This is a genomic window from Solimonas fluminis (genome assembly GCF_002930645.1).
Lineage (GTDB): Bacteria > Pseudomonadota > Gammaproteobacteria > Nevskiales > Nevskiaceae > Solimonas_A > Solimonas_A fluminis.
This window is the reverse complement of record NZ_PSNW01000001.1, coordinates 491765-512784: the sequence shown is the minus strand read 5'-3', so window position 1 is coordinate 512784 and position 21020 is coordinate 491765. Positions and strand designations below refer to the sequence as shown.

Below are 21020 nucleotides of genomic sequence, written 5' to 3'. Positions count from 1 at the left end.
CCCTAGCGTTCGCGCGTCTCCACCACCACGCCGTGGCGCAGCTTCACCACGAAGGGGAAGCTGTCCAGGCGCCGCGAGAAGGTCCACAACTCGTAGCGGCCATCCGCATCCAGGCCCTGCTCGGTGTAATGGTCGGTGTGGCGTCCCGCCGCGGCCAGGACCTCGTCCGCCTTCATGCCGGGCAGCACGCGATTGGCGATGATCGCGGCGCGGACCTCCGCCGGAGCGGGGGCGGGCGGGAGCCCGGCAGCGGCGGCGGACGCCTTCCCGGCGGCAGCGGCAGCCGGGGGCGCCGCCGGCGTTTCCGCGGCAGGCTGGGAGGGGACCACGGACAGCGGTGGCAGCGTCACCGTTCCCCCGCGTGCGCCCGCACAGGGCTTGTCCTGGTAGACGGTGGGCTTCCCTGGATTTTCGCAGCGATAGACCTGCGCGCCTGCCGGCATGGCCAGCAGCAACAGGGGGATCAGCCAGCTGCAGTGCTCGTGACGCAAGATGGGCCTGCCTTTCGAACTCTTGTAGGCTTTCCGGGGTCAGCCGGAGGTAAGCATGACCGGGAGTGTACGCGGATGAGCATCAGGACAATCGGCTTCGGGCTGCTGGCGCTGGCCACGGCAGGCTGTTCGTCGCAGCAGGTCTACGATAGCACCTCGGAACTGCGTGCCCAGGAATGCAACAAACTGGAGCCACGCGAGCGCGCGGACTGTCAGCAGCGCGCGCGTACCCCATACCCGGAGTACAGCAAGGAGCGCGCCGAAGCCGCCGCCGGAGCCGGCCACTGAGCGCCGAAGGCCAGGCGGACGGTCCACGCCGGCACCGCCGCCCGGACCTGCGGCGCGTCCTGCCGATCGGCCTGTCGCTGATCCTCGCGGCGGCCCCTGCCGCTGCAGCGGAATTGCCTCCCGCCGCCGCCGCCGAGATCGGCCGCCTGCTCGATCGCCTGGGGGATTCGGATTGCCGCTTCAACCGCAACGGCAGCTGGCATTCCGCCGCCGACGCGCGCCAGCACCTGGGCAAGAAGCTCGACTACCTGCGCGGCAAGGGCATGCTGGCCAGCACGGAGGACTTCATCGCCAAGGCCGGCACCGGCAGCAGCGTGTCCGGCAAGCCCTACCAGGTGCAATGCGGCACGCAGGCGCCTCGGCCCAGTGCCGACTGGCTGCGCGGACAACTGCGCGGGCTGCGGGCACCGGCGGTGCCGACGGCCGAAATAGGTCCTTCCGGCTCCGGCGCGAAGTAGGCCAATTCTCCCACCGGGCTTGTATGGTTGCTGTAAAGCACGGCTGGTAGGCTCCGGCGTTCCAGAGATGTCTGACCCATCCGCGGCAGAGCGCCGCAGATCCCCAGAATGACGGGCGGCGCCCTGGATGCCCTGTCCCAAAGAACCCGTGCATGAGTCATAAGCTCGTCGACTATCGCTTCGATCGCATCCCCGCCTTCCTCGGCCAGGAACTGGGGGTCAGCGAGTGGATGACACTGGAGCAATGGCGCATCGACGAGTTCGCCCATTGCACCGGCGACGACCAATGGATCCATACCGATCCGGAGCGCTGCGCCCGGGAAAGCCCCTACGGCGTGCCCATCGCCCATGGCTTCCTGACGCTGTCGCTGCTGGCGCAGCTGATGAACGACCTCAAGCTGATGCCGGAGGGCACCAACCTGGCCTTGAACGCCGGCATCAACAACGTGCGCTTCAAGAGCGTGGTGCGCGTGGGCAGCCGCATCCGCGTCCGCGTTAAACTGGCCGCGGTGACGCCCAACGGACCGGACCGCCTGCTGACCATCTCCGCCTGCGCGCTGGAAGTGGAAGGCGAAAGAGACCCGGCCTTGCTGGCGGATATCGTCGTGCTGCTGTGCCGCTGAGCGGCCCGGGGCGCGGCCGCCCATGAAGGAGGAGAAGCGGATGCGTTCGCATGCCAAGCCTGCGGCAGTGCTTTTTGCGGCCTTGCTCTGTGCCTGTGGCGGCGGGGGAGGTTCCTCTCCCGTGGTCGGCGGGCCGGTGGGCGATCCGGGCACCGAGACGGAAGCCGCGATGCAGTCCTACCTCGAGGTGATCCGCGGGTCCTCGCGCTTCGACGAATGCTTCGGCACCTCGCTGCTGGCCAAGTGCGAGCGCGGCGCCCGGGCCGGCAGTGCCCTCGCCGGTGCTGTGTACGGCTGGGCCGAGGACCAGTTCCGCGCGATCCCCGGCCTCACTGCCGTACAGCGCCAGGGCTTCGGCTTCCCGGTGTTCCAGCTGCGCGGCTACGGGCTGGAGGTGGAGGCTGCCGACGGCAGCAGGACGCCGGTGCCGGCCTTCCCCTGGTACTTCCAGGGCACCACGCCGGCCGAAGGGGTGTCCGGCGACATCGTCTACGTCAACAAGGGCGGCGCGCTGGACCTGCTGGGCAAGAACCTGCAGGGCAAGATCGCGCTGCTGCGCATCAGCCTGGTGCTCAACGGCGAATCCGGCAATGCGCAGGACGTACTCAAGACCCTGGCGGAGCGCGGTGCGGCCGGTGCCATCGTCGCCACCGACGCGCCGGGCAACGAGATCGCCGCGCAGAACCGCGACGTGCCGACCTATGGCCTCGGCACGCTGCCGACCGTGATCGTCGGCAAGCAGGCCGCCGCGGCGATCCGCGAGCAGGGCGCGCGAGCGCGCATCGTGGTGGACGCGAGCTACCGCGAATCCGGCACCGAGAGCAACGTCGCCGCGCTGCTGCCGGGCCGCGACCCGGACAACATCATCGTCGTCGGTACGCCGGTCAACGGCTGGTTCCTCAGCGCCGGCGAGCGCGGTCCCGGCGTCGGCATGCTGGTCTACCTCGCGCGCCATTTCGCCGAGAAGGCCAGGAAGGAAGGTCCGCTGCCCTACTCGATCTACTTCGTCGCCTCCGGCGGGCATCAGGTCTATGCCTACGGCCTCAACCGCTTCATGGCCTGCATCCCGAAGGAAAAGACCGTCGCCTACGTGCACCTGGGCTCCGGCCTGGTCTACAAGGGCTACCGTGACGTGAACGGGGAACCGGAAGCCACCGGCGGGCTGTCGCAGGTGCGCACGCTGTCGGTATCCGAGAACCCGATGCTCACGGCCATCACGCGCCCGGCCTTCGACAGCGCCGCGATCAAGCCCTTCTACCAGTTCCCGCCGTCCGTGTTGGCGCCCGGCGAGAACCAGGGGCCCTATGCCAAGGGCATTCCCAGCGTGGGCATGAACGGCACCAACCAGTACTTCCACACGCTCAAGGACGACGAGAGCCAGATCGTCACCGCGGCGCTCGGCCCGATGGCCGCGGCCTTCCGCGACACGGTCCAGGGATTGCTGGACACCAATGCCGACAGCCTGCGCGCCGCCAATGCGGTGGCGGCGGGCCTGGGCTCGCGCTACGACGCCCCGTTCTGGAGCTGCGCCGCGCCGCTGGCCGGCTTGCAGTAGCCGGGCGGCCATTCGCATGAAATGATGCACTGGGGTCGCATGGGAGCGTCTGCTGGATGCTCGACACCAGGCTTTGGGGAGATGCTTCAGATGATGCCGTTCCGGAATCTTGCCGGCCTGCTGCTGGCGGCTGCGCTGCTGGGCCCTTCGCCGGAAGCGGCGGCCGAGGTCTTCCGCTGCAAGAACGCCAGCGGCGCCGTGGAATTCCAGGATCGCCCCTGCAAGGACGCGGCCGACCAGGCCTCCAGCCGCCGCGCCAGCGGTCCGCGCTGCATGGGCGGTGACGGGCAGTGGTACCCCTATGGTGACGCGCGCTGCGAAGCCAGCGGGCCGCAGGCGGGCGCCGGTGCGGCGCAGGAACAGGAGAAGGCCGAGGCCGAGCGCTACCTGCGCTGCCTTGCCGTGCGCAGCAAGGCCGAGAAGCTGGTCGGTACCGTGTTCTCCAGCTTCCGCCAGGTCTGCGACGCGGCGCCGGATGCACAGAAGCCCGAGAACGGTCCCGAGGGTGCCCGCACCCGCTGGGTGTTCCGCAGCAGCTACGACCTGGACATCTACACCCAGGGCGACCGGATCATGGAGATCCGCAAGCAGCCCTGAGGCGGCGCCCGCGGGGTTTCAGTTTCCGGGGCGCCTAGACCGCGATCTCGCCGCCGTCCTCGCGCGTGATGACGATCGTCGCCGAGCGCGGGCGGCTGCCGGCGGCGCCGGCCGCCGTGGCATCGCCGCTGGCGGCGGGCCAGTGCGAGGAGGGCGATGCGGTTTCACCGTTCTCGCCCGGGTGCTGGATGTTGACGAACAGCGCGCGCCGGTCCGGCGTCATCGCCAGGCCGGTGATCTCGGCCTCCATCGGGCCCACCAGGAAGCGCCGCAGGTTGTCCGGCGTGGCCCTGCGGCCGCGCAGCGTGACCACCTTGCTCTGGCCGCCGTTGTCCACGGTCACCGCGCCGCCGTCTCCTTGGGTGCCCGGTACCGCGGCCAGCAGCATGCAGTTGCTGTGGTCGAGATAGGCGGCGTCGTCGGTCTCGATCCACAGCAGGCCGGCAGGGTCGAACCACAGGCCGTCCGGGCTGCTGAGATCGTTGTCGTCGGTCAGCCCCGAAAGGTTGACCGAGGCTGGCGCGCCGGATTCGGCCCCGAAGAGATACACGTCCCAATGGAAACTCGTCGCGGCCGGATCGTCGCCGCGCTCGCGCCAGCGGATGATGTGGCCGTTGACGTTGCCCTTGTTCTCGGTGGTGCTGCCGTCGGCGTTGGTGAATCCGTCGGTGTAGCTGCGCGGGTTGGCGGCATCGACGTCGTCCGGCGTGCGGCGCGAGTTGTTGGTCAGGGTCAGGTAGACCTCGCCGGTGACCGGGTCCACCGCCGTCCACTCGGGCCGGTCCATGCGCGTGGCGCCGACCGCGTCGGCCGCCAGGCGCGCGTGCACCAGCACGTCGGCCTGGCTCTGGAACGGGTAGACCTCGCTGTCCGCGGTCAGGCCGTTCTCGCCATGGCGCAGCGGCAGCCACCGGCCGCTGCCGTCGGCGTCGAAGCGGGCGACGTACAGCGTGCCGCTGGCCAGATGCGCGCTGCCGGCCAGGCCCTGCAGCGAGGGGTCGTAGGGCAGGTCGGAGACGAACTTGTAGACGTACTCGAAGCGCGAATCGTCCCCCATGTAGAACACCACCGGCTGGCCGGCGCGCACCGGTGCCGGCACGCAGCCCTCGTGCGAGAAGCGGCCCATGGCGGTGTGCTTGCGCGGCGTGGACGCCGGGTCGAAGGGGTCGATCTCCACGATCCAGCCGAACAGGTTGGGCTCGTTGCGGAAGTCGTCGTCGGCCGAGGCTCCGGCCGCACTGCAGTCGAAGCGCTCCGTGATGTCGCCTGCCACGGTGTTCCAGCCGCGGTAGTTGTCGCCCTGTGAATCCGGCGCCAGCGCATAGCGCGCCAGCGCGGTGTTCTCCGCTGCGCTGCGCTGCGGCTCGTCCGCACCGCGGTGGAAGTAGGTGTTCCAGTTCTCCTCGCAGGTCAGGTAGGTGCCCCAGGGCGTGTGGCCGTTGGCGCAGTTGTTGAGCGTGCCGAAGGCACGGGTGCCGCCCTGCGAGAGCTTCGTCGCCAGCATGGCGTCGCCGGCGGCGGGGCCGTCCAGTTCCATCGGCGTCAGCAGCGTGACGCGGCGGTTCAGCGGCGAGCTGCGGTCCAGTTCGTAGCCGCCATCGACCCTGCGGCGGATGGCGATCACGCTGACGCCGTGGGCCTCCATCTCGCGGCGCACTTCCTCGGCGGGACGCACGCCGTTCTCGTCGCGACTCGGGCCGGCGGGATGCAGGTAGGCGTCGGTGATGTTCTCGTGGTTCAGACAGAGGATGCCGCGCTCCGAGATGGCCGGGTCCCAGCCGCCGCCGGTGGACAGGCCGAAGAAATACATGCCGTCATGGTGGTCGCCGGAGCGCTGGCCGAAGTCGGTCTCCGCGCCCTGGTTGCCGTAGGCCGCCTGTCCCTCGCGGATCGGATCGCCGAGCGCGTAGAGCACCTGCGCGCGGTAGCCGGGCGGCACGTGCACGAGGTCGTCCTTCGACTTGGGCACGGCCTGGAAGCCGAGCTTCTGCAGCGCGTCCGCGCGGCGGTCGTAGGGATCGCTGCGTCCGCAGCCGGACAGCGTGAACAGCCCGGCGACGGCGGCGCTGCCGGCCAGCACGCGGCGGCGCGACAGGCGGTGGGCGAGGATGTCGGCGAAGGCGGTGGGATCGTTGCTGGACGCTTGGCTCATGGTTCCCCCTGGATGCCGGCGGACGCGGGGTCGCCGGCTTTGTTTCCGGATAAACGCGGAAAGCTAGGGGAGCTTCGTAAAGCTTTGATGACGAACCGTGCGTCAGGAATGCAAAAGCCCGGCCTCGCCAAGCGAGCCCGGGCTTTGCATGAACCCGCTTAGTGCTGCTGGAAGAACTGCACGACCTTCTGCGAGGCGTTGTAGTTGCTGGTGCCTTTGCCGAGCAAGCGCGGCAGCAGTTCCTTGGCGCCGGCCCACTGGTGGCCCATGCCGTCGATGCCGCAGAGCTTCACCTCGGCGCCGCCGGCGCAGCCGCGGCGGGTGACGCAGCTGGCCGAGCCGTCCTGCTGGGTTTCTTCCTTGGCGGCGCACTGGTTGCGGGAGGCCAGCTTGCTGAAGACGTCGCGCACCGGCGGGCGGTAGTTGCCTTCGAAGTCGCCGCCGTCCCAGGGGATTCGCGGATCGGCGCGGCCCTGGATCAGCAAGGCGGCGATCGGCTGGCGGGCGCTGCAGTTCGGCACCATGATGCCGCCGGAGGCGGCGGCGATGGCCTTGAACAGGTCCGGCGCCTCGCAGGCGACGCGGTGCACCATCATGGCTCCGTTGGAGAAGCCGGTGCCGTAGACGCGCTTGGTGTCGATCGGCGTGCGGCGGCCGATGTCGGCGACCATGGCGCGCAGGAAGCCGACGTCGTCCACGTTCTTCTTCAGCGCCGGGCCGCAGCAGCTGCCGGAGTTCCACGAGCGGCCGACGCCGTCCGGGTAGGCGACGACGAAGCCGGCATTGCCGCCGACCAGGTCGAAGCCGGTGAGCTCCTCCATGTTCTTGCCGGTACCGAAGCCGCCGTGCAGGGCGACGATCAGCGGACGCGAGCCGTTGCCGCCGCCGTCGGGCACGTAGAGCCGGTAGCTGCGCTCCATGCCCTGGAAACTGAGGGTGTATTCCTGCGAGCTGGCGGCCTGGGCCGAGGAAACGACCCCGCCGGTGCCGCCGCAGGCGGCGAGGGCGGCGAGCAGGGCGATGCCCAGGCTGCGCAGCGGGCGGGAGAGGTGCGAAGCGACCATGGAACGGCTCCTTGTTCGGGATGCGGCAAACGCTACCGCATCGAAGCTTAATACAGAGCGTACGCGGTGCCGAGCTGTTCCGGCGAGAGGTCCGGCTCGCTGCCGGACACCCCGGCGGCGGCGAAGAACCCGGCATTGTCGGCACCCAGGTCCGGGCCCCGGCGCGCGATGCGCGGGGTGAAGCCGTCGATGCGGAAGGGCAGGCCCGGCAGGCGGGTGCCGGCGGCATCCTGGAACCAGCCGCGTGCCGCCAGCTGCGGGTCGGCGGCCAGGTCGGCGGAGCTGGCGACGAATCCGGCCGCCACGCCGGCGGCCTGCAGTTCCGCCACCGCCGCCTCTACCGCACGGTCCCGGCTCCAGGCCGTGATCAGGGCGTCGATCTCGTCGTGATGCCGGCGTCGGCCCGACGCACTGGCGTAACGCGCGTCCTGGGCGGCGCCGCCCAGCAGGCCGGCCAGGGCCTGCCACTCGGCGTCGCTGCGCACGCTCAGCAGCAGCCAGCGGTCCTGCCCCTGCCCGGCGTAGCAGCCCTGCGGGGCATGGTCGGCATGGCGGTTGCCCAGCGCCTCCGGCTGGCGGCCGCTGCGGGCGACCTCGGCGAAGAACTCGCCGACGAACCAGGCGGTGGTTTCGCATTCGGACAGGTCGATCCATTGGCCGCCGCCGCCCCGTTGCCGCTGCCACAGCGCGGTGAAGCCGGCGCAGATGCCCATGATGCCGTTCATCACGTCCATCTCGCGCACGCGGTAGGCGGGGCCGTGCCCGTCGTAGGCGGTCAGCGACTGCAGGCCGCTGATCGCCTCCAGGGTGCCGCCGTAGCCGCAGTACCCGGCATAGGGGCCGGTGGCGCCGAAGGCGGACATGGCGACCATGACGATGTCGGGTTTCAGCTGGCGCAGGCGCTCGTAGCCGTAGCCCTTGGCCTCCATCACGCCGGCGCGGGAGTTCTCCAGCACCAGGTCGGTGCCGCGCACCAGCTCGTCCAGCACGGCCCGATGTTCGGGGCGCTTCAGGTCCAGCGTCACGGACTTCTTGCCGCGATGCAGCTGCCAGAAGCGCGGATGCTCGTTGACCTTGCCGACGTAGCCGCCGCGCATGCCGTCGAGGCGCTGCGGGTATTCGATCTTGATGACCTCCGCCCCGTAGTCGGCGAAGAAGCGCGCCGCATGCGGGCCAGCCCAGTCATGGGTGAAATCCAGCACGCGCATCCCGGCCAACGGCGCGGCTGCCGGCCGCCCGGTGCAGGCCGGTCGCGCATCCCAGCCCGGCGCGGCGACGGCCCGCGCGGGAGCGGGGCGGTCCTGCCAGGACGCCCGTGCGCAGCGGAAGGGTGCGCCCGGCATCGTCGCCGGGACGCCATCGGCGCGGGGCTGCTCGATGAAGAACCGGCGCGCAGCATGCTGCGGCTCGGCCAGCGCCTCGGGCATGGAGGCGAGGTAGGACCAGGCCAGGCGGTGCTTCTGTCCCAGGTGGAACAGCTCGCGCTTGCCGTGGCGCTGCAGGAAGGGCTTCATCAGTTCCTGCGTCTCCGCGCGGTTGGCCATGCGCCCGCCCATGGTCTGCAGTTTCTCCGACAGCAGCCCGGGGGCTTCGAACAACGGCGCGGCGCGCAGCCAGTGGCGGATCGGTCCGCCGATGATCGCGGCCTCGCCGTCGGCGCAGGGATAGGTACGCCAGGGCACCATGTTGTGCTCGTCGCCGTTGCGCCGCGCGACCTTGCCGACGTTGAGGAACTCGGCGATGGCGGCCTCGTAGTTCTCCATCGCGGCCTCGCGGATCGCCAGGTCCACGATCGCGCCGCAGCCGTCGCGCTCGCGGCGCAGCAGGCCGATGATCGCGGCGCAGTAGGCATTCATCCCGGCGGTGAGTTCCGCCATGCGAGGGCGCGCGTTGAGCGGTTCTCGCGTGCCGCTGCCGGTGCTCTGCATCAGACCGGAGAGGCCGTAGAGCGTCAGGTCGCTGGCCTGCCAGGCGGCCTGCGGACCGTCCTGGCCGAAAGGCGTGATCTGCACCAGCACCAGGCCCGGGTTCAGCACCTGCAGGCGCGCCGCATCGAAGCCTGCCTGCGCGAGGACGCCCAGGCCCCAGCCGTCGAGCAGGATGTCGGCGCCTCGGACCAGCGCGGCAAAGGCTTCGGCATCACGCGCCGGGTCAAGTGCCAGGCGCTGCTTGGCGGTATGGAACCAGGCCTGCTCATCCGCGGCCAAGGCAAAGCCGGGCAGGGATTCCGGCGCCGGCAGTTGCCGCACGTCGGCACCGAAGCCGGCCATCAGCTTGCCGCAGAACGCGGCGGCGACGTGGCCGCTGAGTTCGATCACCCGGATCTGGTCGAGGCTGGACATGAGCGTTCCTGTATCTATTGCGAGCTGCGCAGCAGCGCCTCGACCTCGGCACGGACCTGCGCCGGGTGGGTGACCGGGAAGAAGTGACCGGACTGCGGCAGGTTCACCAGCCGGGCGTTCGGCAGCAGCGCCTGCAGGCGCGAGGCCGTGGCGCCGGAGCGCGAGTGGCTGGGATACATCAGCAGCGTCGGCTGGCGGATGCTCGCGTAGGCCTCGGCCTCGCCGCCCGGCACCCGGAAATCCTGGCGCAGGCTGGTGTCCTCGAGCAGGCCGAGCCACTGCTTGGCGGCGCGCAGCGCGCCGCGTCCTTCCCCGAAGGGAACGAATTCGCCGCCCGCCTCCAGCTCGATGCCGGCGACGCGGTTGCGTGCCGCGGCCTCCAGGAAGCGGAAGCCGACTTCCGGTTCGCTGGCCCAGTCGCCACCATCCTGGTGGGCCACGGCCTGTTCGAAGGCGGTGAGCTGGCCCACATCGTGCAAACGCAATTCCGATTGCAGGCGCTGGATGCGGGTATCCATCAGGGCCAGGTGGCTGAAGCGCTGCGGCTGCAGCAGCACGGCCTCGAGCGCGGCGGCGCCGCCGTAGCTGTGGCCGATGACGGCGGCTTCTTCCAGGCCTAGATCGTCCATCAGCTGCAGCAGGTCCTGCCCTTGGTCGGTTGCCGTGTAGCCGCTGGTCGGTCGTTCGCTGTAGCCGTGCCCGCGCAGGTCATAGATTGTGACGCGGTACTGCGACGACAAGGCGGTCGCCAGGGGGTACCAGAACGCGCGATTGGCAGCCAGGCCGTGCACCAGCACGACGTCAGGCCCGCTGCCGAGTTGCTGATGCGCCAGTTTGGGGCGGGTGGTCATGGCGTGTGTTCCGTGGGGCAGTCGTTGTTCATGCCGATGGCTCCGCGCCGGGTCGTGATTCAATCGGGGACAGGAAGCCATGCAGACGACGCACACACAGGACGTGGCGCGGCACTACACGCGCCGTCATGAGCAGCGGGGCGATCTCTTCGGCCAGCAGCCCTTCGCCAACTACGGCTACTGGACGCGGCCGGACATGGCCATGGAAGAGGCTGCCGAGGCGCTGACGATCCTGGTGGCCTCCGCTTGCGGACTCTCCGCCCGGGATCGGCTGCTCGATGTCGGCTGCGGCTATGGTGCCGGCGCGGTGTCCTGCATGCGCCGCTTCCAGCCGCAGTCCATCGTCGGCATCGACGTCACCGAACTCCGCCTGGAGCATGGGCGCCACTACGTGCGCGAACGAGGCTTCGCCGACCAGGTCGACCTGCGCCTGGGCGATGCCACGGGCATGGAGTTCGCCGACGCCAGCTTCGACAAGCTGATGTCGGTCGAATGCGCCTTCCATTTCGATACCCGCGCCGATTTCCTGCGCGAGGCGGCGCGCGTGCTGCGGCCGGGCGGCACGCTGGCCCTGACGGACCTGATTCCGCGCCGCGGCGTCGATCCGGCGGCCTACCTGCTGGGGCTCACGGCGGTCGGCACCGGGGTCTGCCTCGACAATCCCGCCAACGCCTACGACGCCGACGCCTATGCCGCGCACCTGCGGGCGGCCGGCTTCAGCGCCATCCGCATCGAATCGATCGTCGACTGGACGCGCCGGCCCTTCGTCGATGCCTTCGAACGGGCCGGCCGGCGCCTGCAGGGCGCGCGGGCGGCCGAAGTGGAAAAGTCGGTGGCGCGCTTGCGCGGCCTGATCGACGCAGGCGAGGACTACGTGCTGGTGGTGGCGCGCAAGGCCTGACCGCGCCGGCTGCATGGCTAGGGCCTGGCCTGGCACGGTTGCCGGCGGCAACGCATGCGTGTCGCGTTCACGGGCGAGCTCTCAACCCGGGATGTTCGCGGCCAGGAACTCGGCGATCTGGCCGACGGAGAGGTCGTCCACGTAGCGGCCGTCCTTCATCAGCAGCTTCTCGAACGGCAGCTTGCCGCCGACGATGTCTTCCTGGATCGCCACGATCAGCTGGATGATGTCGATGGACTCGAAGCTCAGGTCGCCCAGCAGCTTGGTGCCGCGGCCCATTTCGCCGTCGAACTCGTTGTCCCAGTCCTGGGTGAAATCCTTCAGCAGCTCGATCAGCTTGGTGACGTAGACGTCGGACTTGCTCATGGCTTCTTGCCTGTTGTCGTAGTGGTGTTCAGTGGCAGCGTTCCCGGCCGGCAATCAAGGCCAGCGGTACAGCGGCTGCGGCAGCCGCTCGGGGCGGAAGCGTACCTGGTAGCGCACCTTGTGCAGTCGCCAGGTCTCGGGCTGCAGCTCCTGCAGGCGTCCCTCGGCGAGACGCTGCTCCAGGCCCTCCAGGGAGGCCTCGATGCGGCTGTAGTCCAGCTCGTTCTTGTGCGGGGCGAGATTGTAGCGCCACCACTGCAGCTTCAGCAGGCGCTCCACGATCTTCTCGTCGAAGCGCAGGCGGGTGACCTTGGCGGGCTGGCCCACGACGATGGCGTAGGGCGGCACGTCGCGCGTGACCAGGGCGTGCGCGGCCACCACGGCGCCGTCGCCGATCTTCACGCCGCGCTTGACGAAGGCCCCGGCGCCGATCCAGACGTCGTGGCCGATCTCGGTGAACTCGCGGTTGACCTCGCGCTTGGACACCGTGGTCAGGTCCTTGAACTCCTGGAACACGGCGAAGGGCGGGAAATCCTCCGGCGAGCAGAAGGCGAAGGTGTGCGTCGACAGGCCGTCGGTCGGATGCTCGTAGGGCCCGACGATGGCGGCTTCGGCGATCGAGCAGTAGCGGCCCACGCGCGTGTCGTACAGGCTGCTGGTGTACATGCCGTTGACGTAGGAGAACGCGCCGAAGCTGCAGTTCTTGATGCGCCGGGGCGCGAACAGGTAGCTGGGCCGCTCGAAGTCGATGACGCCATAGAGGCCGGTGGCCCCCATGGCCTCCATGCCGAGGTCCAGCAGCTGCCTGGAATCCAGCGTGCCGTCGTCGGAAGGCTTGGCGGCTTCCGCGCTCACTCCATGTAGCCCAGCATCTGCAGCTGCTCGATGATCTGCTGCTTCTCGCCCGAATCCATCTCTTCCTTGAGTTCCTTCTTCTGCGGGGCCTTGGTGCGCGCGCCCTTCTTGATCGGGTGCGCGGCCAGCCACCCGGCCTCGAAGAAGGTCTCGGCCGGCCTGCCCTCGAAGTCCGCCGGGATCGGCAGGCCGAGGCTGTGCAGCAGCGTCGGGGCGACATCGACGATCTGGCGGCGTTCCACCATGCCGCTGGCGGCGATGCCGGGGCCGCAGGCCATGAAGATGCCGTCCGGATGGTGCGTGCCGATGGCGGCGGGGCGGTGGGCCACCACCGGCTCGAAGTTGCGGATCGACACGAATCCATGGTCGCTCAGCACCAGGGTCAGGTCCGGCGCGCGCTTCATGTGCTGGCCGGCGAACCAGTCCTCGCGCTTGAGCACATCGATCACCACCGGCTTGCCGGTCTTGGGGTCGGTGATGGTGTAGAGGTCGGCGATCAGCTTCTCGCGGAAGGCCTCGTATTCCTCGGGCTTGATGCCGGCGTCGCCCGGCTTCTCGGCCACGCGGATGACGATGCCGTTGGACGACGGCGTCTGGCAGTAGGCCAGGGTCTTGGACCAGTCGAGGTTGGCGAAGTCGGAAGCCTCGCGTCGCACGGCCTGCTCGCTGCCGTCGTTCTTGCCCCAGGTCAGGTAGCCCTTCTCGCCCAGGAAGGTATTGATGCGCAGCACGAAGTTGCTGGCGGTGAAGCCGTGGTCGGAGGCGAAGAACACCTGCGTGTCCGGGCCGGCCATGGTCACCAGCTTCTCGATGTAGCCGTCGAGGTTGCGGAAGTACTCGAGGCAGACCTCGCGCATCTCCTTGTCGTGGCCCTGAGGGTCCTTGGGCAGCAGGTCCTTGTCCAGCCAGGGCCAGGCCTGGTGCTGGATCTTGTCGGTGCCGTCGAACATCACCGCCATCAGGTCCGGCTTGTCGCTGCCCAGGATGTACTCGGCCACCTTGAACCACTGCTCCTCGCGGGGCAGGTGGTAGCGCACCCACTTGGCCGTCTCGGTGGCCGAGAGCGACTCCATGGCCTGCTTCTCCTTGTCGAAGTCCCAGGCCAGCTCCTTGGGATCGAAGCCCGGCACGTCGGTCTTGATGCGCTCGAACAGCTCGCGCGGATGCGTGTTGCGCCGCAGGTGCTTGGCGGGGATGAAGCCGGGCACGATCGAGCCGTTGATGCCCTCGGGCGCCGGCGCGGTCAGGGGGAAGTTCAGCGCCGCGATCTTCTTGTCCTTGCGCGAGGCGATCGACCAGATGGTCTCGGCATCGACGTCGCGCGCGTCGTACAGCGTCCAGTAGACCTCGGCACCGTGGTCCTCGGCGCGGATGAACTCGAACACGCCGTGCTCGCCCGGGCCCTTGCCGGTCATGATGCTGGTCCAGGCCGGCGGGGTCAGGGGATTGGGGGTGGAGCGCAGCTTGGCGCGGACGCCCTTGGCCATCAGCGAGGCCAGGAAGGGCATGGTCACGCCTTCTCCCGGCAGGTCGCGCGTCATTTCGTCCAGCACGGTGAAGGTGCAGCCGTCGAGGCCAATGAACAGGGTCGTGGTCATGATCGTGTCTTCTCGAGGGGGAATTTTGTCAGGGCAATCAGGCGGGCCGCCATTGTTCGGCCCGCGGCGCGGCGGTGACGCAGAGCGCCAGCATGGCCTGGCCGGGCTCGGCATGCAGGGCGACATCGTAATCCTGACCGCTGTAGCGCACTCGCGCCATCTGCGGTCCGCCGAGGCGGTTGTCCAGCTGTGCGGCGACCACCTGCCAGTCCTGCGGGCGCCCGTTCAGGCCGGTGCCCGCGGCCTTGGCGGCGGCCTCCTTGGCGCACCACAGGGCCAGCACGATGCGGCTGCGCTCGGCGCTGTCGGTGCCCTGGAACCAGACCTGCTCGGCGGCGGAGAAGCCGCCGGCGGCCACGTCCTCGGTGCGCAGGTTGTCGGCCCGCTGGTAGTCCAGTCCCAGCGCCACGCTCGGGTCGCTGGCCACGGCGTAGGCCCAGCGCCGGCTATGGGCGATGGACAGCACCGGGGCGCCGACCTGGGGCAGGGCCGGGCAGCGCACCCGCGGCCGGCCGCTGGCGTCGGATTCGATCTCCACGTCGGCCGGCGCCAGCTCGGTGCCGGTGCGCAGCCGGTACCAGTCGCGCGCGGCGTCCTTGGCAGCCAGGCGGCCCATCAGCCATTCCTCGCGGCGCGGTCCCTGCTGCGGCAGGGCGTTGAACACGGCGCGCTCGCGCCGGCTCAACACCATGTGGGCCAGCATGCGCTTCCAGATGGTGCCGCCCTCGTCGAGCGTGCCCTCGGGCAGGGGCTCGATGCGGCGCAGGCAGAGTTCCGCCGGCAACTGGCCGGACAGCGCCGGCTCGGACAGGCGCGCATGCGCCGGGTCCAGGCGGAAGCCGAAGAAGCGCTCGTCGCCGCTGAACACGCGGTCTTCCCAGCCCTCGGCGCGCAGCAGCAGGCGGCCGTCGGCGCCGACCACGTCCCAGCGCGCTTCCAGCACCGTGGGGCTGGGCAGGGTGATCGCGCCATGGCAGCTGTAGCGCTGGCCCGGCGGCGGTGGCGGGGCATAGAGCGACAGGCGCTTCACGCGGAACGGGAAGCAGTTGGGCACGCCCGGGTTGCGTTCCCGCAGCCAGAAGCCCGCCAGCTGGCCGGCGGCGTCGAGCAGCGCGGCGTCGAGCTGGAAGCGCGGCGCCGGGGTGCCGGCGAAGTAGTCGTGCACCGGGATCGTCACCAGTTCGGAGACGATGCCCTGTTCGCCGTAGCCGTCGATGCGCGCCACGCCCTGCAGGCGCGGGCCGTGGAACATGCCGTGCCGGTAGAGCTGGCCGGGCAGGTGGATGTGCGGCGGCCGGAGGCCGGCAGGGGACAGCGGCAGCGGCGCCGGCGCGGCGGGGTATCCGGCCGCCAGCAGCACCGTGCCCTCGAACACCAGCAGGCCGCCGGGCGTGCTGCCCTCGCCGAGCAGGAACACGCGGCAGGCGACGGCATCGGGATTGCCCGGCGCCGCCTCGGCGAGCACGCGCAGCGTTATGGCACCGTCGTCCAGCGACAGCCAGCGGCTGCCGCGGGCATTCTCGATGGCGCTGACCACGCGGTCGCCGCGGCCGGACAGGCGCACCGCAGCCTGGGCGATCAGCTCCATGCTGTAGGTGAAGGGGATCACGGGCAGGCCGGTCAGCGCCGGGTCCGCCGCGCTGGGCGCGTCGCCCAGCGTGTGGTCGCGCAGGAACAGGTCCTGCTCGAGGGTGTAGCGGCGTTCGGACGACAGCCTGCCGCCCGACAGTTCCACCGGGCCCAGCAGCGGGAAGGCCGGGTCGAAGCCCGCCGGTGCGGCGGACGGGGAGGCGGCCGCCGGCGGCATCGCCGCGCCGCCGCCGGCCAGGCCGAGCACGCGGGCCTGGCTGTCGAGGAAGTCCTGCATCAGCGAGAAATGCGCGTTCAGCGCCGCAAGCCGCGGATCGGCGGGCGCGGCTGCCGCGGCGGAGGCGGCGACTGGCGCGGGAGCCGCAACCGGAACCGGTGCCGGCGCGGCGGTGGGAGCCACGGCCTGCGGCAGCGGCTTCTTCCATTCCTCCGGCAGCTGCCACACCGGGTTCACCAGCTTCATGCGCGGCAGCGGCTTGGGTGCGGCCCGCGGTTCGCCCAGCAGGTCGAGATCGGCGACCTTGCGATGCGCGAACAGGCGCGAGGGGTCGAAGCTGACGCCGGCGGCGAACAGCTGCGCCAGGGTCTGGTGCAGGTGTGCCATGCCCGGCTTGCGGCGGCTGTTGCTGGATACCGCCAGCACGTCGTCCTTGCCGCGCAGGGTATCGCCGACGAAGGAGGTCAGGTTGCCGCTGGGGCCGACCTCCAGGAACACGCGGTAGCCGTCCTCGTAGAGCCGCTGGATGGTCTCGGTGAAGCGGACCGGGTGCTCCCACTGCCGCGCCGCGAGTTCGCGGATGCCGTCGGCGTCGGCGGGGAAGGGCGCGCAGGTCGAGGCGCTGTAGACCGTCGTCGTGCCGGCGCCCAGGTCCAGGGTCTTGAAGTAGCCGCGGAAGGCATCGGCCAGCGGCTTGAACAGCGCGGTGTGGTAGGCGCGGCCGAAGGGCAGCTCCTGGCAGATCGCGCCTTCGGCGCTGAGCTGCTCGTGCAGCTTGTGGGCGGCCTGCGGCGGTCCGAACAGCACCAGCTGGTTGGGGCAGTTGTCCATCGCCAGGTGCATCTCGCCGAGGTCGGCCAGCAGCGCCGCGCGCAGCGAGGGCGTCAGCCCGCCGATGGTCAGCAGCGAGCCTTCCGCGATCTTCCCGGCGGCGTCCAGCTCGTTGAAGATGCGGTTGAACACCTGCACCGCGTCGGCGGTCTCGGCGCGGTGGCGCACGCGATTCATGCCGGCAGCGGTCAGCACCGTGTTCTCGCCGGTGCTGTGGCCCAGCATGGCATCCGGCTGGAAGCCGAGATCCTGCAGCAGCGCATGCAGGCCGAGGCTGGCGGCGAACACGCCTTCCGCCGCCACGTCCATCTCGTACAGGCGCTCCTCCAGCTGCTTGCGGGCCTCCTCGCTGAGCACCGTCGGGGGCGGCAGCAGCGCGGGCACGCGCGAGGGGCTGCCGCGGCGGGTGGCGTTCTGCTCGATGAAGTCGAACCAGTCGCGCACCTGCGGGAAGTGCACGCAGAGGTCGGCCAGCATGTTCGGGTACTGCGAGCCCTCGCCCGGGAACAGCAGGCAGAGCTTGCCGGCCACTTCGCCGGCGCCGTAGTTGATGCCGGCCCGGGTCTTGAAGGGCTTGACGTCGGGGCGCTCGATCTTCTCGATCGCCTGGTTCAGCTTGCGCTCCAGATCGGCGGCATCGGCGCAGACGATGGCGAGGCGAAAGGGGCCGCGGCCGTAGGTGCCGCAGGCCTTGGCGACCTCCGGAAGCGTCGCGGTCCTGAGGTGCGCCAGCGCCGCGCGGGCACGCTGCAGCAGCTCCTCGCGCGACTCCGCCGCCAGCGCCACCAGCTCGGAATCGCTGGGGGCATGCAGGACCTGCATCTGTACCGGGCGATGCTCGCGGTACTCCTCCAGGATGACATGCCCGTTGATGCCGCCGAAGCCGAAGGCGTTGACGCCGGCGCGGCGCGGATGATCCTTGCCGTGCAGCCAGGGCCGCGTCTCGGTGTTGAGGTAGAACGGCGTCTTCTCCAGGCCCAGGTTCGGGTCCGGGGTGTCGCAGAGCATCGGCGGCAGCACCTTGTGGTGCAGCGCCAGCGCGGTCTTGATCAGCGCAGCGCCACCGGAGGCCGGCATGCAATGGCCGATCATCGACTTGACCGCGGTGATGGCGACCTGCGGGTCGTGGCCGCGGGCGCCGTAGATCTGGGTGAGCGCCTCGATCTCGGTCTTGTCGCCCACCGCGGTGCCGGTGCCGTGCGCCTCGATCAGGTCGATCGTCATCGGGTCGATGCCGCTGCTCTGGTAGGCGCGGCGCATGGCCAGAATCTCGCCTTCCAGGCGCGGCGCCAGCAGGCCCTTGGCACGGCCGTCGCTGGCGGTGCCGACGCCGCGGATCACGGCATAGATGCGGTCGCCGTCGCGTTCGGCGTCGGCGCGGCGCTTGAGCACCAGCATGCCGATGCCCTCGCCCAGCAGGGTGCCGTCAGAGCCCTTCTGGAAGGGGCGGATGCGGTCCCGCGACAGCGCGCCGATGCGGCAGAACTGGATGAACAGCTGCGGCGGCGTATGCACCTGGGAGCCGCCGGTGATGATCAGGTCGCAGCGGCCGCTGCTGAGCGCCGACGCCGCCTGCTCAACTGCGATCAGCGTCGATGCGCAGGCGGCATCGACGATGTAGCTGGGCCCCATCAGGTTGAGGCGATTGGCGATCAGGCCGGCGATGACGTTGGGCGTCAGCACGCCGATGTGCTCGGCGTTGAACGGCGGCAGCTGCGCCTTGAGCGCATTCTGCAGCCGGAGGATGTCGTTCTCGTTGAAGTCCGGGCGCAGTCCGCGCACCAGGTCCATGGCCTGGTCCAGGAAGCAGTTGCGGGACATCAGGCCGGCCATGCCGCGGTTGCCGTAGGTGCCGCGCGCGATGATCACGCCGGCCCGCTCGCGGTCGAAGGGCTTGTGCAGGTAGCCGGCGTCGTCCAGGGCGTCGTGCGCCACCTTCAGGGCCAGCATATGGTCCGGGTCGCTGCCCGCGGCCACGTTCGGCATCACGCCGTAGTCCTGCGGATTGACGCGCGCATGCTCGCCCAGGAAGCCGCCGCGCGTGGTGTAGATGCGGTCCTCGCGCGTGCTGTTGGGTTCGTAGTAAGGGCCGACCCATTCCGGGTCGGCCTCGCTGGTGGCGTCGATCTTGTCGAGGATGTTCTGCCAGTAGTGCCGCGCGCTGCCGGCGCCCGGGTAGACGCCGGCTAGGCCTACGATCGCGATATCCAGTGGCTGGGTCATCTCAGGCGCGGTCCGAGGGCTGGTTCTTCACGGTTGCCGCCGCCTGGCCGCCGAGGCGGTTCAGCGCGGCGCTCATGGTGGCTTCGCAGTGGCGCATCTCCACGCGCACGCGGCCGCTGTCGTCGAGATACAGCGCGTCGTAGACCATCGCCGATTCGTGCGGCGCCGGCAGCAGGCGCAGCGCCAGGCGCAGCGTCTTCGGCAGCGGGTCGCTGCCGTAGCGGCGCACCGAGGCGAAGGCGGAGGGCAGGGCCGTCATGTTGCGGTTGAGCCGCGACCAGACGATGGCCATCTGCGGCGCCACGTCGCACAGCGCCGGATCGAACAGCCAGCCGCCCTGCGCATCGGCCAGCCACTCGCCGGGAAGGCTCGGACGTACGCGGGCGTCGAGGCCGCCTTCGGCGACCGCCGGAATCTCGGAGGCGAGCTGGAAGCGCGGACCGTGGAACAGGAAGTGGGCGTAGGCGTCGGTGGCGGCAAACGGCTTGGCGCCGCTCAGCGCCTCGACGTTCACCGCCGGCGGTTCGGGCATCGTCTGCGCCAGGACCGCGGTGGCGCGGTACAGCGGCAGCTTCTTGGCAGGGTCGATGATCTCCACCGTGATGGTCTGGCCGTTGAGGTCCGAATGCGAGGAGGCGCGGGCGCGCAGCTGCACCGTGCGCTTGCCGCCGTTGACCTCGGGGTCGAGCATCACGCTGTTGAGCGCGCGGTGGTCACGCATCTCCACCACGTGCCAGCCTGGCCAGGCGGCGGTGACGAACTGCGCCATCCATTCCAGCGCGCCGGTGGCGGGCAGCACGCCCTTGCCGTCCAGGCGGTGGTCGAGCAGGTAGGGGTCGGAGCTCAGGCAGAAGGTGTGCTCCAGCATCATGTTGCCGCCCGGGCCCATGCGCGGCGCCGTCTGCATCAGCGGCAGGCCGCTGGGCGTGGCGGCAGGCGCGGCGACAGCCGCCTCGGGGGCATCCTGCTCCGGCTTGTACCAGGGGCCTGCGCCGGCCACGATCTCCACGTCGTTGCGCGGGCCGTAGGCGATCTCGTCGAGGAAGAAGCGGCGGCCCGAGGGGACCGGGATGGCTTCGATGCCGCGTTCCTTGAAGGCACGGCGCACGCCCTCGCTGGCCATGCCGGCGTCCCAGGGCCCCCAGTTGACGGCGATCACGCGGGTCTGCGGCCACTCGCGGTGAAGCTGCCAGGCGAGGCGGTTGAGCGTTTCGTTGGCGGCGGCGTAGTCGCTCTGGCCGCGGTTGCCGTAGCGGCCAGCCACCGAGGTGAAGAAGGCCAGCAGCTTGAGGTTCTGCGGCTTCAGGCGCTGCGACAGCAGGAAAGCGGCATCGAGCTTGGTGCCCAGCACGCGCTCGAAGGACTCCGCCGTCTTGTCGACGAACAGCTTGTCCTCGATCACGCCGGCGCCATGCAGCACGGCATCGATGTTGCCGTACTTGGCATAGAGCCCGTCGATCAGCCCGCCGAAGGCGGCCTCGTCGCGCACGTCACAGGCCAGGTATTCGACCTGGGCGCCGGCGGCAGCCAGTTTCGCCAGGTTGGCGCGAATCTCGCGGTCCACCAGGATGCGCGAGACCTCCCGGTCGATCTCGACCGGCTTGGGCCTCTCGCCGCGCGCCATGCGCGCCTTGAGCAGCGCGGCCTTGAGCTGCGCGGCGTCGGCATGGGCTCTGGTCTCGGCGGATTCGGGGCCCGGTGCCGCGGTGCGGCCCAGCAGCACCAGGCGCATGCCGGGGCGCACCAGTTCCTCGACGATCTCGGCGGTGATGCCGCGCGCACCGCCGGTGACCAGCACCACCCAGTCGCCGCTGGGGATGACCGAGGCGGGGAAGGGGCTGGCGGTCAGCGGCTGGCTGGACGTGACGCTGCCGTGGCGCAGCGCGCCGACATAGCCGACTTCCGGTTCGCGGCAGTCGGAGGCCAGTTCATCCACCATCAGGCGGGCGATGTCCTCGTCGGACTGGCCGTCGAAGTCCACCGCGCGCATCAGCGCCTGCGGGTACTCGTAGCGCAGG

15 protein-coding genes and 1 pseudogene are annotated in these 21020 nt (G+C 70.2%); 6 read left to right on the top strand and 10 right to left on the bottom strand.

Annotation, left to right across the window (positions count from 1 at the left end):
• Positions 1–2: 2 nt before the first annotated feature.
• The gene (locus C3942_RS02375) at positions 3–491 is read right to left on the bottom strand and encodes a DUF4124 domain-containing protein (protein WP_104228726.1); all 489 of its coding nucleotides are present in this window, start codon (positions 489–491) and stop codon (positions 3–5) included.
• A 75-nt stretch (positions 492–566) separates the two neighbouring features.
• On the opposite strand from C3942_RS02375, the gene C3942_RS22525 reads away from it, so the two are divergent.
• The 5 genes from C3942_RS22525 (at position 567) to C3942_RS02355 (ending at position 4012) form a co-directional block, all read left to right on the top strand.
• On the top strand, positions 567–779 hold the full coding sequence (locus C3942_RS22525) for a hypothetical protein (RefSeq protein ID WP_207765944.1): 213 nt from the start codon (positions 567–569) through the stop codon (positions 777–779).
• Positions 780–892: 113 nt separating this feature from the next.
• The gene (locus C3942_RS22520; protein WP_207765943.1) at positions 893–1237 is read left to right on the top strand and encodes a YfeK family protein; all 345 of its coding nucleotides are present in this window, start codon (positions 893–895) and stop codon (positions 1235–1237) included.
• 152 nt (positions 1238–1389) lie between these two features.
• Positions 1390–1860, top strand: a complete 471-nt coding sequence (locus tag C3942_RS02365) for a MaoC family dehydratase (protein ID WP_104228725.1) — start codon at positions 1390–1392, stop codon at positions 1858–1860.
• Positions 1861–1900: 40 nt separating this feature from the next.
• Entirely contained in the window at positions 1901–3415 is a 1515-nt protein-coding gene (locus C3942_RS02360; protein WP_165797286.1) for a M28 family metallopeptidase, read from the top strand.
• 90 nt (positions 3416–3505) lie between these two features.
• Entirely contained in the window at positions 3506–4012 is a 507-nt protein-coding gene (locus C3942_RS02355) for a DUF4124 domain-containing protein (protein ID WP_165797285.1), read from the top strand.
• 34 nt (positions 4013–4046) lie between these two features.
• On the opposite strand, the gene C3942_RS02350 is transcribed toward C3942_RS02355, so the two are convergent.
• The 4 genes from C3942_RS02350 to C3942_RS02335 all read right to left on the bottom strand — a co-directional run bounded on the left by C3942_RS02350 (position 4047) and on the right by C3942_RS02335 (position 10421).
• On the bottom strand, positions 4047–6164 hold the full coding sequence (locus C3942_RS02350) for a PhoX family protein (RefSeq protein WP_104228722.1): 2118 nt from the start codon (positions 6162–6164) through the stop codon (positions 4047–4049).
• Between the two features lie 158 nt (positions 6165–6322).
• Entirely contained in the window at positions 6323–7228 is a 906-nt protein-coding gene (locus tag C3942_RS02345; RefSeq protein ID WP_104228721.1) for an extracellular catalytic domain type 1 short-chain-length polyhydroxyalkanoate depolymerase, read from the bottom strand.
• A gap of 47 nt (positions 7229–7275) precedes the next feature.
• Positions 7276–9570, bottom strand: coding sequence for a CaiB/BaiF CoA-transferase family protein (locus C3942_RS02340; RefSeq protein ID WP_104228720.1), 2295 nt, complete (start codon positions 9568–9570; stop codon positions 7276–7278).
• 14 nt (positions 9571–9584) lie between these two features.
• Entirely contained in the window at positions 9585–10421 is an 837-nt protein-coding gene (locus C3942_RS02335; protein ID WP_165797284.1) for an alpha/beta fold hydrolase, read from the bottom strand.
• Positions 10422–10500: 79 nt separating this feature from the next.
• On the opposite strand from C3942_RS02335, the gene C3942_RS02330 reads away from it, so the two are divergent.
• Positions 10501–11322 (top strand): SAM-dependent methyltransferase, encoded by an 822-nt coding sequence (locus C3942_RS02330; RefSeq protein WP_104228718.1) that lies wholly within the window; start codon positions 10501–10503, stop codon positions 11320–11322.
• Between the two features lie 81 nt (positions 11323–11403).
• Here C3942_RS02330 and C3942_RS02325 read toward each other — a convergent pair whose 3' ends face one another.
• The 5 genes and pseudogenes from C3942_RS02325 to C3942_RS23040 all read right to left on the bottom strand — a co-directional run.
• The gene (locus C3942_RS02325) at positions 11404–11688 is read right to left on the bottom strand and encodes an acyl carrier protein (RefSeq protein ID WP_104228717.1); all 285 of its coding nucleotides are present in this window, start codon (positions 11686–11688) and stop codon (positions 11404–11406) included.
• A gap of 54 nt (positions 11689–11742) precedes the next feature.
• The gene (locus C3942_RS22805; protein ID WP_104228716.1) at positions 11743–12543 is read right to left on the bottom strand and encodes a CatB-related O-acetyltransferase; all 801 of its coding nucleotides are present in this window, start codon (positions 12541–12543) and stop codon (positions 11743–11745) included.
• On the bottom strand, positions 12540–14141 hold the full coding sequence (locus tag C3942_RS02315; RefSeq protein WP_104228715.1) for an alkaline phosphatase family protein: 1602 nt from the start codon (positions 14139–14141) through the stop codon (positions 12540–12542). The genes C3942_RS22805 and C3942_RS02315 overlap by 4 nt, the downstream gene beginning before the upstream one ends.
• Positions 14142–14178: 37 nt before the next feature.
• Positions 14179–19002, bottom strand: a complete 4824-nt coding sequence (locus C3942_RS02310; protein WP_104228714.1) for a type I polyketide synthase — start codon at positions 19000–19002, stop codon at positions 14179–14181.
• A 1-nt stretch (position 19003) separates the two neighbouring features.
• Positions 19004–20788: pseudogene (locus tag C3942_RS23040) on the bottom strand (SDR family NAD(P)-dependent oxidoreductase); the annotation flags it as partial.
• Positions 20789–21020: the final 232 nt, after the last annotated feature.